We start from the raw sequence: 11,848 nt of genomic DNA on the forward strand, positions 1-11,848 counted from the left end.
AGGCCCGATAGGTCAGGGTCTGCGCAGGAACTCCCGCACGCTGTCGACGTACTCCGCGGTCCGCGTGGCCATCACCCCGTGGCCTTCGCCCGCGAAAAGGCGGACCTCCGCCGCAGGATAGAGGGCGCGGAGGGCCGCACGCGCCTGCGGGGAAAACGCTTCATCCCGCTCCGATTCGATCAGCAGCACCGGAGCCGGCGGACCCGCGGGGGTGCCCGTCCCTGGTGTCCCCCCGGGCGGCAGTCGCGCGAAGTCCCTCATCTCCCGCAGGGCTGACAGGAGGTCCTCCTTCTGCAGCCGGCCGAGGATGTCCGAGAGCAGCATGTTCCAGAACACCGCGTCGTCCTGTGCGCCGTGGACAAACCAGCGGCGCCAGTTCCAGCCGGTCACCGAACGCACAGCGCTTTCCGGAAGGACGGCGAGGACGCGGATGAGAAGCGGGAGCAGCGGGAGCGGGGCGGCGGAGGGGCTTCCGGTGTTCGCGAGCACGAGGCGCCGCACACGCTCGGGGTGCCGGCGGGCGAACACCTGGGCCACAAAGCCGCCGAACGAGGAGCCCAGCACATCCGCCTGTGGCACTCCCTCGGCGTCGAGGATCGCGGCCAGGCCGTCCGCGAGCCCGGCCATGCCGGCGCCGGCCGGGTAAGCCGGGGCGATGACACGAAAATCCCGCTCCAGCGCCTCGATCAGCAGCAGGTACATGTCCGGCACCCGGGTCCCGCCTGCGGGCAGAAGCACGGTCTGGCGTCCCGCGCCGCCGGCAAGGTAGCGCCAGCGCACCGCGTCGACGTCGAGCGAGCGGTACCGGTGGCTGGTCCGGAAGGCGGCAAGCCTGGCGTCCAGCGTCGAAACCGGCGCGGTTGCCTGGCCTGCCTGGCTGCGGGTCGACGACGGGAGGCGGGGCGGGGCGGCCGGGTTTTCGCACTTTCGCGCGGGAAGGGGACGGCCTTCGAGGAAGCTTCCGACGGCCTCGGCGTATTCCGCCGGGTGGGTGACGGACGCCCAGTGGCCGCCGCGGCCGAACACGTAAGCCCGGGCACCGGGATATGCGGCCAGCAGGGCTTCGCGTTCGCCGGGCGTGCTGCCCCGGTCATCGGAAGCGGCGATCACCAGCACGTCCTCCCCACGCTCGAAAAGCGACGTCGCGGCGTACCGGTCCGGATGTGCCGCCAGATCCAGGAGCACCGCCAGGCGCGCCAGCGCCGATTCCCTGGTGTGTGCCGCGAAGAGGTCCTCGGTGTAGGCGGTGAGGAACGCACGCTCGTTGTCTTCGGCCCCAGCGAGAAGGCGCGCGATTCGCGGACGGTAGAAAGCGGCCAGGGCAGCCTTGGGCAGCAGCGAGAAAAGGCGGACAAAAGCTCCCACGAGCCGCGTGTGGCCCGGGGTGTAGAGGCCGAACCCGGACAGGATGAGCTTGTCCACCCGCTGCGGATAACGGCGCGAAAAGGCGTGTGCCACGCCGGCGCCGAGGGAGTGGCCGAAGACATTCGCGGACTGGATTCCCTCGGCGTCGAGAATGGCCGCGATCCCGGCCACGAGTTCGGCCATGGTCCGCACCGGGGGATAGGAGGGGGAGAGCACGCGGAAGCGGGGCTCGAAAGCGGTGATGGTGCGGAACGCGGAATCGCCGAATGTGAAGCCGCCGCCCAGGATAAGAAGTGCCGGTCTGGTTGCCCCCGGCACCGCGGAAGTTTCCCCCGCGGGGTGTGCGGCGCCTGCCGCTTCAGCCGGGGCGCGCGGCGTGGTGGGGCCGGCGATGTACTTCCATTCGACGCCGCCGACCGTCAGCGAACGGTACAGGTGGGTGGCGCGGAACGCGCGAAGCTCGGCATAGCCGTCCATGGATCCTCCCGCTCACGGCCCGGCCGTCACGCCCGGATGCTCGATCGTGACGGTTCCGGCGTCGCCGTCGACCCGGATCTGTTGGCCACTGGTGAGCCGCTGGGTGGCCACCCCGGTGCCGAGCACGGCCGGGATTCCATACTCGCGGGCCACGATGGAGCTGTGGCTCAACGGGCCGCCGACGTCGGTGACCACGGCGGAGGCCATCGCGAACAGCGACGTCCACGCCGGTGTGGTGATGCGGGCGACCAGGACGTCTCCGGGCATCATCCGGGCGAAGTCCTCGGGCCCTCTCAGGACACGGGCGGGGGCACTGACCCGGCCCGAGCTGGCGCCGGAGCCTTTGATGATGTCGCCCGGCTGGTCCTGCGGGGCTGCCGGCATCATGGACCCGAAGGCCCGTTCCATCCACCGGCTCTCGGGCAGCAATTGCGGGGCGGCGGCCTTGGCCTGGCCCCGCCAAAGCATCTTGCGCTCCGCGACGGCGCCGGCGCGGACGGGCCCGTCCGCGCCGGTGATTGCCACGACCGCCGGTGCGCCCGGCCCCGCGAGGCCGAACTCGACGGCGCTGCGCAGCTCCCGGTGGCGCAGCCAGAAAACGTCGCGGGGCTCGGCGATGACTCCGGAGTCCACCAGCCGTCGTCCGAGCTCGAACAGCATCCGCCGCAGCAGCGGCCAGGCCAGGCCGACGTCGGCCAGGGCGTCTTCGCGGATCGGGGCGGCACGTTGGGCCCAATGGAGCAGCCGGAGGAAAGCGGCCCGGCGGCCCGGCCCGAGCCGGGCGACCGTCCGGCTGGTCTGGTCCTCCCTGCGGGCGGCGGCCAGCCGCTGGCGCTCGAACGGGTCGTTGCCCTGGCCGCGCAGGTAGAACTTCACCGTCTCCAGCAGCGGGGACGGATCGTCGGCCGGCACCGGGGTGAGGAAGTCCAGGTTGTAGACCGTATGGCCGAACCGGCCGAGGTGGTCCTGGAAGCGGGGATGCCATTGCTGCCAGAGGGCCGGGTCCATCCCGGCCGACGGGAGCCCGGTGCGCTGCGACTCAACCAGTGCCGCCGTCGGTTCGTGGAGGATCGCCGGGACCAGCCCCGGAACGTCCCGGGCCCAGGCTGCCAGGCGGTACAACGACTTCTCCGCCCGGATGGGTTCGCTGTCGTAGCCGAGGAGGAACGTCTGGGCGGGAGGATCCCCGTCCCGACGCACGAGCCTGTCGTAATACATCCGGAAGGAGATTTCGCTGGTGGCCGCCACGGGAATGATTGACTGCACGGCCGTGTAGTAAACGGTGCCTGCGTCCAGCAGGGCCTGCACACCCGCCAGCAGTTCCTCGCCGGAAAGCTCCCCAACGGGCTTCGCCGACCAGTCCTGGATCACCTGCTCGTAGCGGGGGTGCGAAAATTCCCGCCAGCCGGTTACTCCCATGTGCGCCTTGCCGCGGACCAGCGAGCGGACCGCGGTCAGGGACTTGGCCGTCACGCGCCACATCGCCGAGGTGCGGTAGTAGTAATAGGCGTAGCCGTTGATCGTGGGCAGCCCCACGTCGTTCTCGCGGATGACGTTCTTGCCGACGGCGTCGGTCAGCAGGGCACGCAGCGACCGGGACACCGAGCCGTCAATGAGGTCGGCGAACAGCGGCGAGAGCGGGTCAGGCAGCTGCTCCACGATGCTCGCCCGGAAGTAGAACCCCTTCGGGTAGGGCGCCGTCCAGGTGTCCGGGGTGTCGGCCGCCGGCTCGGGCAGCGCGGTGATAGGCCGGGACTGCAGGATGAAGAACTGGTCACCGGCCCGTGCCCATTCGATGTCCTGCGGCACGCCGAAAAGTTCCATGATCCGGGTTCCATAGCCGGCCAGCTCGGCCGCCGCCCGGTCGTCCAGCACGGGCTGGTGACGGCGCTCCGCCGGTACCGGCTGCTCCCGTGTGCCGTGCTCCGCATAGACGGTCATGGTCTCCTTGTCCGCTGTGCGGCGCGACAGCACACGTCCCGTCACTGCTTCGACGACGATGTCATCCGTGCTGACCGTTCCGCTGACCACGGACTCGCCAAGGCCCCACGCCGCGCTGATCACCAGCTGGTCGCGGCGCCCGTTTGCGGGATTGGCGGTGAACATCACCCCTGCGGCCTCGGCCTCGATCATCCGCTGGACCACGACGGCGAGGCGCACAGTGTCCGGTGCGATGCCCTCCCGGGCCCGGTACGCCATGGCACGGGCCGTCCACAGCGAAGCCCAGCAATCCGTCGCGGCCGCGGCCAGGGCCCCCTCCCCGATGACGTTGAGGTAGGTTTCCTGTTGCCCTGCGAAGCTGGCCGAGGGGAGGTCCTCGGCCGTGGCGGAGGACCGCACCGCCACGGCTGCATCCCCGTCGCCGAGGCGCCTGTAGGCGGCGCCGAGTTCCGCTGCGATCGTGGCCGGCATGGTTCCGGCGCCGAACAGGGCGCGGATCCGTTTCGAGGCATCCTCATAGTCCTGCGGTGACGCCTCAGGCGCAAGTGCGGCCAGCGCCTGGATGCCGGCCTCGAGGTGGTTGGCTTCCACGAAATCGGCATAGGCTGCGGTGTTCAGCACAAACCCGGCGGGGACCGGAAGCCCCGCTCGAATGAGGCTGCCCAGGCCGATCCCTTTGCCGCCGGCCAGGGCGACGTAGCCTTGTCCCACATCGGCGAGGTTGTTGACGTAGGTCATGTCCGTGCCTCCTTCTGCCCGGAGCGGGGCGCGTTCATTGAGCCTGATGCCCAACATACTGGCACTCCCGCAGGCAGGAGGCCATAGCTGCGCGGGGCTGCACTGCGCGGCCGGTGACGGCTACGAGCTGGTGCTGGATGCCAGCACGCCCAGGCCGAGTGCGGCGATGATGCCACTGCTGCCGCGGTCGAGCCAGCTGCTCACCCGGGGGCGCTCTAGCCAGGCCATTGCTTTCACTGCCGCGATGGATACGGCCACCAAATAGAGGAAGCCGATGGCGCTTTCGATCACACCAAGCACCATGGCGGTGTCCAAGGTATTGCCGCCGTGCGGAATGAACTGCGGAACGACGGCGAGGTAGAACAGTCCGACCTTGGGGTTGAGCAGCGTGGAGAGCGCGCCGGCGCCGAACCCTCCCCTTCGGCTGACAGCTCGGCGAGGAGAGTGCCCGGCCGCTGCGGACGGTGTTGCCGCGCGGCGGCCCCGGACCAGCGACGAGATTCCCAAGTACAGCAGGTACAGCCCTCCTGCAATCTTTAGCCAGCGGAACACCTCCGCGGAGTCCTCCAACACGGCGGCGAGCCCCACTCCCACCAGCACGGCCCAGATCAGCGATGCCACAGCCGAGCCGAGCGCCGCGGCAATGCCGGCTCCGGCACTATGCAGCGAGATCCGCAGCACTAGAAAGGTATCCGGGCCGGGGGTGACGGAGAGCAACAGGCACAGCCCGGCAAAGGCAGAAAGGGTCACAGGGGTCATGCGCACTATTGTCCGGTTGCCGGCCGTCAGGGTGCAACGGTGGCAACACCGTGGCGGCCGGGTCCCGCGTGGCTCAGCCCCCGATGCCCGTGCTGAGGCTGAGGTCCCGCCACCGGTCCAGTTCCGCGCGCTCTGCCTGGGCGACCGCCGCAAAGGCCTCGAAGGCGTCTTCGCCGAGGACCATCAGCGACGGCGGGTTCGGACTTTCGACGACCTTCAGGATGGCTTCTGCTGCCTTTGCCGGGTCGCCGGGCTGGGTGCCGTGGACCGTGTCATGCTCCTTGCGCCGTTTACCGGCCGTGTCCGCGTAGTCCTGGATCGCCGTCGCCGACTGGGTGAGCGACCGGCCGGCGAAGTCCGTACGGAAGGCGCCGGGCTCGATGACGGTGACGTTGATGCCGAGCGGCTGGAGTTCCTTGTGCAGGGACCCGGAGAGGCCCTCCAGGGCGGCCTTGGTAGCCGAGTAATAACCGGAGCCGGCCGGTGAGATGCGGGCTCCGATGGAGGAGATGTTCAGGATGGACCCCGCCCTCTTCGCGCGCATGTCCGGGAGGATTGCCTTGATCATGTCGACGGCGCCGAAGACGTTTGTGTCGAACAACTGCCGGATGTCGGCGTCGTCCGCTTCCTCAACCGCGGCGCGGTAGCCGTAGCCGGCATTGTTGACCAGCACGTCGATGCCTCCGAAACGCGTCCGGGCCTGCTGCACTGCCGAGCTGATCTGTGCCCGGTCGGTGACGTCGAGGGGGAGGGCCAGCGCCGTGTCGGGGAAGGCTGCCGCGATGTCCTGCAACGTGCCGGGGTTTCGGGCTGTGACAACGGCGTTGTGGCCGTGGGCGAGCACTGCGTGGGCGAGGGCCCGGCCGAGTCCGGTCGAGCATCCTGTGATGAGCCAGGTAGCCATGAGGGTGGTCCTTTCGTGGGGGATGGCGGCGGCGAGGGGTTGGGTGCACCTCGGCGTCCGGAGGGGTGGCGTGCGCTGGGGGCGGGGGCCTTCAGCGGCGGCGTGCCGCCGCTTGCAGCCCGTTGGCACCGTAGCTGTTGTCGTCGGGATTCATTGTGAGACCTTGGGCGACTAGTTCGTCGGTCCGAGTCATCGCTGTCCTTTCTCGTCGTGGGGATGCATCTCCATCCAACAGGAGATGCTCCCCGGGCGGGAGGGGCTGTTGTTACAGGTACTGACAGTGCCTCCCGCACCCGGGGGGGAAGGATTCTAGGGTGGACATATGGATAACCGGAAAGAGGTCCGCGAGTTCCTAGCTTCGCGCCGTGCCAGAGTCAGCCCGGAGCAAGCCGGGCTGCCCGCCTACGGCGGAAACCGGCGCGTGCCCGGCCTCCGCAGGGAGGAAGTGGCCCTCCTCGCCGGTGTCAGCATCGATTACTACATCCGGCTGGAGCGGGGGAACCTCGCCGGTGCCTCGGGGAGTGTCCTTGACGGCGTCGCCCGGGCGCTGCAGCTGGATGAGCCGGAACACGCGAACCTGATCGACCTGGCCCGGGCCTCAGGCCCCGCACCGCAGCGGCGGAGCCGGCCCGTGCAGCAGCAGATCCGGCCGACCGTCCAGAGAATTCTTGACGCGATGGGTGATGTTCCGGCCTATGTGCGCAACGGGCGCAGGGATATCCTGGCCGCCAACCCGCTCGGCCGTGCGCTGTATTCAGAGCTTTACGCCGATCCGGTCCGGCCCGTGAACGTTGCCCGGTTCGTGTTCCTGAGCCCGCGGGCCCGCGACTTCTTCCTGGACTGGGAGCGCGCCGCCGCGGATCTCGTGGCCAACCTGCGCATCGAGGCCGGCCGCAGCCCGTACGACCGGGCGCTGACAGACCTTATCGGCGAACTCTCCGTGCGCAGCGAGGAGTTCCGGGCCCAGTGGGCCGCGCAGAACCTGCATTTTCACCGGACCGGCGTCAAGGCCGTCCACCACCCCGTGGTCGGCGACCTGGTCCTGTCCTTCGAAGCCATGGACCTCCCGGCCGATCCCGGTCTTTCTCTCATCGTTTACAGCGCCGAGCCCGGTTCCGCCGCCCAGGATGCCCTGCAGCTGCTCGCGAGCTGGACGGCCACCAGCGGCGGCCCAAGCGTGCCGGCACCACAGAACAGGAGTTCATCCTGAGCGATGTCATTGTCGTTATCGGGGCGGGGTCGATCGGTCAGGCAATCGCGCGGCGCGTCAGCGCCGGCAAGCAGGTGGTGTTGGCGGACCTGTTCCAGGGCAACGCCGACGCGGCGGCCGAGGTGCTGAGCAACGCCGGTTTCCAGGTCAGCACACTGACCGTCGACGTCTCCTCGCGACCCTCCGTTCGCGCCTTGGTGGAGAGTGCCGCGGCCTTGGGCGACGTCACGGGTGTCATCCACGCCGCAGGTGTCTCGCCCAGCCAGGCGTCGCCGTCGACCATCCTGGCCGTGGACCTGTACGGGACTGCAGTGCTGCTGGAGGAATTCGGAAACGTCATCGCCCGTGGCGGCGCCGGTGTGGTCATTGCCTCGCAGTCAGAGCACCGTCTGGGCGCCCTGGCTCCCGAGGAAAACACTGCCCTCGCCACGACGCCGGCCGAAGAGCTGCTGGCGCTGCCGATGCTCCAGCCAGACAGGGTCACTGACTCCCTCCACGCCTACCAGCTGGCCAAACGCGGCAACTCGCTCCGCGTGATGGCCGAAGCGGTTCGGTGGGGCAAGCGGGGCGCGCGGATCAACACGATCAGCCCCGGTATCATCTTCACCCCGCTGGCCAAAGACGAGCTGACCGGCCCCCGCGGCCCGGGGTACCGGCGCATGATCGAGTTGTCCCCGGCCGGGCGGGGCGGCACTCCGGACGAGGTCGGCACCGTAGGCGCGCTCCTGTTGGGCCACGACGGCGCGTTCATCACCGGCAGCGATTTCCTCATGGACGGCGGCGTCACGGCGTCCTACTTCTACGGCGAACTCGCCCCGCAGTGACCAACCCCTCCGACCCGTGGCACCGGACCGGTGGCATCGCGGGGAAACGCTCCCGCGATGACAGCCCGCACTGCTGATGCGAAGTCGGCTGCCAGCCGCGGCAGTGCGCCGGCGTGGGGCATCCGTTGTCCGCGGAGTTCCGCCGGCAGGCCTGAGCAATAAAGGGTCAGCTGCTCCGCGCCGAGCATGGCCGAGCTTGCCTTCAGGATGAGGACGGCGTTCAGGGCGGAGACTGGGTCGGACTGGCGCAGCGCATCGTCCACGCGGAGGAGGCGGTCCTCAAGAAGGTCGAGGAAATCATCCGCGAACCTGGCCGCGGCAGCAGGGCCGACGTGATCGATCAGAGCCTGCAGCTCCAAGGGGTTCAAAACCGGTGTTGGTGCGGTGCCGACGCCGGAGAGCGGCTTCGTGCGCTCGTGCTCATGCCCTGGAGCCCCGGGCAGCGGTCTATTCATGGCGTCCCCCAACGTCATGCTGCCCGGCCTAGTCCGCGATCCGGGACGGTCACAACGAGCCGGTTGCGCCGGCCCGTCCCCGGGGGGCGGACCGGAAGAGGCCGACGGCGGCCAGGAGGGCTCCTGCCCCTTCCGCGACCGCACTGAGCGACTTCTCGAAAAACCACACCGGATCGTACATCGCCGGGAACGGACCGAAGGCCGGAACATCAACGTAGCGGTACAACACCACGGCGGCGAAACCGCTCAGCGCCACAATCAGGGCCAGGGCGTAGGAGGCTCTGCTGCCCCGGATCAGAACATAGAGCCCTGCCAGCACGGCCGCGGCGGATTCGAGCAGGAACAGGGTGCCCTGCCCGATCCCGCCGGGGGAGGCGGCCTGGTAGCCCGGGGCCAGATGGATATGGACGCCGGCCTCGATGAACAACGCGACGGCTGTCAGCACCCGCAGGGCCATGTTCATTTAACCGTCAGCATCCCGTGCATATTCGGGTGATACGTGCAGTGGTACGCGTAGGTGCCCGGCGCCGACGGGGCCGTGAACGTGGCCGTCCCGCCGCCTCCCCGGACATCCACGTCAAATGCCGAGCCCTGGTCCGCAGTGACGGTGTGGGCCGCGTTGTCCATGTTGGTGACCATCACAACGGCGCCCGGTGCGACCGTCAGCGGGGTGCCGAAATCGAAGTTCCTGATGGTAATGGTGGCCGCCGCCGTCGCGGCGCTGGCAGCGCCCGCCGTCGTCGTGCTGGCCGCCGGCGCGGTAGCCGCACCGGAACTCCCGCCGGCCGGGGCGCAGCCGCCCACGAGGAGCATCGCCAGCAGCAGCGCTGCGGCCCGGGACTGAATCGCTTTCATGGTGTACCGCCCTCGACGCCGGAACCAAGGGCCGCGGGGCCCTGCCTGTCCTACAATTCTGCGCGCAGCTGGCCAAAATGACTCCGGCGGCCGGGCAATTCGGGAACGTCCGGCGGCCGATGGTTGTTATTCACTTCGTAGGAGTGCGTTTCTTGGGGGCAGGTGGCTGTCATGGCGACGATTGCGGTGGTGGTCGGATCCACCCGGCCGGGCCGGCTCGGAAAGCCGGTGGCTGACTGGGTCTATGCCCGCGCGACGGAACGCGCCGACGCCAGTTTCGAGATGCTCGACGTGGCCGACTTTGGTCTTCCGCTCCTGGACGAGCCGTTGCCGCCCTCCCGGGGACAGCACGACCACGCCCACACGATCGCCTGGGCCGAGGCCGTGGCCCGCTTCGACGGCTACATCTTCGTCACCGGCGAGTACAACCATTCCATTCCAGCGTCCCTGAAGAACGCCCTGGACTTTCTCTACGGGGAGTGGAACAACAAGGCTGCAGCCTTTGTCAGCTACGGGAGCGCGGGCGGCATCCGCGCCGTGGAGCACCTGCGGCAGGTTGCCGGCGAACTGCAGATGGCGGACGTGCGGGCCCAGGTGGCATTGCTGCTTGCCACCGAATTCGAGAACTACCGGACGTTCACACCGTCAGACAAGGCGGAGCGGGCCCTGGGGATCCTGTTTGACCAGGTCATCGCCTGGTCGGACGCCCTTCGGGTCCTGCGGCCCCGGCCGGACCGGCACCCCGGCACTTAGGGCCCGCGCGCCCGCGCCGCCCCTCCCGCTCCCGCGCCGGCAGCTACGGCAGTCGCGACGGGCGCAGCAGCGTCGGGGTGCCTGCCTGCCCGGGATCCAGCGGCACGGGGCTGATCAGCACGGCCGGCCCGCGGTGCAGCAGGCCGTCCGAGAGCGGCATGCAGCGCACTCCGCCCCGGCCGCGCATGGCGGTGTGCGCCCCGGGCGCGAGCATCTGGTCCATCCAGGCACACGGGTGGGCAGGCCGTCCGGCCCGGAACCGCACAAGTTCCCCGCGCGATTCCAGTGCAAAGTCCCCGCCGAGCAGCGGAGCCAGCTGGGCCCCCTTGAGGACAACATTGCGCCGGGTCAGCAGCGGGTCAAACGGACCGGCTCCCAGCTCCGCAGCCATCGCCTCGAGGGCTTCGGCCGCGACCAGGGTGACGGCGGCATCCATGTGCGCTGCCTTGCCGAAGAACCGGTCGCCGACGATGCCCTTACCAGCCACCAGCTCCACCCGCTGCGCATCTGTCGTGGGGACGTCAGCTGCGCCCTCGCGGGCGCGGCCGAAGTAGGCGTGCGCCGGGGACACGAGCAGGTGAAGGACCTCGACGTCGTACCTGTAGCTTTCGGTCATGCCCCAAAACTATCTCCACCGGTCCTGTTGGAGGGAACTACGGTCGCGAAGGGGTGCCGCCGCCGGCCAGCCGCAGCCGGCCCACCCGCTCGCTGAGGATCCGCTTGGCCTCCCCGGGCAGTCCCACGTCGGAAATGAGTTCGTCGGCGTCCTCCAGGGCGGCGATGGTGCTGATGCCCAGGGTCCCCCATTTCGTGTGGTCGGCGAGCACCACGACCCGGCGGGCCGCGGCGACGAAGGCGCGGTCCGTCTCGGCCTCCAGCACGTTCGGGGTGGTGAACCCGGCGTCGGCATCCACGCCGTGGACGCCCAGGAACAGCACGTCCAGGTGCAGCTGCTTCAGCGAGGACGTGGCCAGCGGCCCCACCAGCGCGTCGGAGGGCGTGCGCTCGCCGCCGGTGAGGATCACGGTGGACGGGGAGGAACTCTGGTGGAACACGTCGGCGACGCGCACCGAATTGGTGACCACAGTGATCCGGGGCCCGGCGGAGAGCAGCTGCGCCAGTGCCCAGGTGGTGGTGCCCGCGCTGAGCCCCACGGCCATGCCCTCGCGGACCTGGGCGGCCGCCTCATGCGCGATCGCCATCTTCTCGTCCTGCAGCTGCGTGACCTTCAGCTCGAAGCCGGGCTCGTGGGTGCCCACGCCGCCGGGGAGCTTGGCCCCGCCATGGATCTTCTCCACGGCGCCCGCGGCATCCAGCGCCTCGATGTCCCGCCGGACCGTCATGAGGGACACGCCCAGCAGCTTCGCGAGGTCCGTGACGCGGACGATGCGTTCACGCTGGACTTCCGCGATGATGGCCGAATGGCGGGCTGCGGCTAGCATTCTGCGTCCTTCGTGGGTGCTGGCAGGGGAAACGGGGGAATAGGGCGCCGGCGGCGACTGGGCTGGCTTCCTCTGTCCATCCTAACTTCCGCGCACCACCAAACACACAAAATTCCTGCTTTATT

Annotated in this window: 12 protein-coding genes; 3 read left to right on the forward strand and 9 right to left on the reverse strand. The window is 69.4% G+C overall.

Going from position 1 to position 11,848, the window contains the following annotated elements:
- Positions 1-12: 12 nt before the first annotated feature.
- From AC1MFL_RS11580 to AC1MFL_RS11595, 4 genes are all read right to left on the reverse strand, one after another.
- Entirely contained in the window at positions 13-1,842 is a 1,830-nt protein-coding gene (locus AC1MFL_RS11580) for an alpha/beta fold hydrolase (RefSeq protein ID WP_479809880.1), read from the reverse strand.
- A gap of 12 nt (positions 1,843-1,854) precedes the next feature.
- Positions 1,855-4,521, reverse strand: a complete 2,667-nt coding sequence (locus AC1MFL_RS11585) for a PEP/pyruvate-binding domain-containing protein (RefSeq protein ID WP_479809882.1) — start codon at positions 4,519-4,521, stop codon at positions 1,855-1,857.
- A gap of 120 nt (positions 4,522-4,641) precedes the next feature.
- On the reverse strand, positions 4,642-5,280 hold the full coding sequence (locus AC1MFL_RS11590; RefSeq protein WP_479809885.1) for a LysE family translocator: 639 nt from the start codon (positions 5,278-5,280) through the stop codon (positions 4,642-4,644).
- Between the two features lie 73 nt (positions 5,281-5,353).
- Complete coding sequence (locus AC1MFL_RS11595) at positions 5,354-6,184, reverse strand: oxidoreductase (protein ID WP_479809886.1); 831 nt, start codon at positions 6,182-6,184, stop codon at positions 5,354-5,356.
- Positions 6,185-6,506: 322 nt separating this feature from the next.
- On the opposite strand from AC1MFL_RS11595, the gene AC1MFL_RS11600 reads away from it, so the two are divergent.
- Both AC1MFL_RS11600 and AC1MFL_RS11605 read left to right on the forward strand, forming a co-directional pair.
- A complete protein-coding gene (locus tag AC1MFL_RS11600; protein WP_479809888.1) occupies positions 6,507-7,394 on the forward strand; it encodes a helix-turn-helix domain-containing protein in 888 nt (295 codons plus the stop codon).
- Between the two features lie 17 nt (positions 7,395-7,411).
- Positions 7,412-8,218: an SDR family oxidoreductase gene (locus AC1MFL_RS11605; protein ID WP_479815436.1), complete on the forward strand. Its 807-nt coding sequence runs from the start codon at positions 7,412-7,414 to the stop codon at positions 8,216-8,218.
- Here AC1MFL_RS11605 and AC1MFL_RS11610 read toward each other — a convergent pair.
- From AC1MFL_RS11610 to AC1MFL_RS11620, 3 genes are read right to left on the reverse strand one after another with little or no spacing between them, the layout of a single operon-like run.
- The gene (locus AC1MFL_RS11610; protein ID WP_479809890.1) at positions 8,194-8,673 is read right to left on the reverse strand and encodes a hypothetical protein; all 480 of its coding nucleotides are present in this window, start codon (positions 8,671-8,673) and stop codon (positions 8,194-8,196) included. The genes AC1MFL_RS11605 and AC1MFL_RS11610 overlap by 25 nt on opposite strands.
- Positions 8,674-8,722: 49 nt before the next feature.
- The gene (locus AC1MFL_RS11615; RefSeq protein ID WP_479809892.1) at positions 8,723-9,136 is read right to left on the reverse strand and encodes a hypothetical protein; all 414 of its coding nucleotides are present in this window, start codon (positions 9,134-9,136) and stop codon (positions 8,723-8,725) included.
- Positions 9,133-9,528, reverse strand: coding sequence for a cupredoxin domain-containing protein (locus AC1MFL_RS11620; protein ID WP_479809894.1), 396 nt, complete (start codon positions 9,526-9,528; stop codon positions 9,133-9,135). The genes AC1MFL_RS11615 and AC1MFL_RS11620 overlap by 4 nt, the downstream gene beginning before the upstream one ends.
- A gap of 171 nt (positions 9,529-9,699) precedes the next feature.
- On the opposite strand from AC1MFL_RS11620, the gene AC1MFL_RS11625 reads away from it, so the two are divergent.
- Positions 9,700-10,281, forward strand: coding sequence for an NADPH-dependent FMN reductase (locus AC1MFL_RS11625; RefSeq protein WP_479809895.1), 582 nt, complete (start codon positions 9,700-9,702; stop codon positions 10,279-10,281).
- 43 nt (positions 10,282-10,324) lie between these two features.
- On the opposite strand, the gene AC1MFL_RS11630 is transcribed toward AC1MFL_RS11625, so the two are convergent.
- Positions 10,325-10,897 (reverse strand): MOSC domain-containing protein, encoded by a 573-nt coding sequence (locus tag AC1MFL_RS11630; protein WP_479809897.1) that lies wholly within the window; start codon positions 10,895-10,897, stop codon positions 10,325-10,327.
- Positions 10,898-10,934: 37 nt separating this feature from the next.
- Positions 10,935-11,723: a DeoR/GlpR family DNA-binding transcription regulator gene (locus AC1MFL_RS11635; protein WP_479809899.1), complete on the reverse strand. Its 789-nt coding sequence runs from the start codon at positions 11,721-11,723 to the stop codon at positions 10,935-10,937.
- Positions 11,724-11,848: the final 125 nt, after the last annotated feature.

Source organism: Arthrobacter sp. BG3 (genome assembly GCF_056680185.1).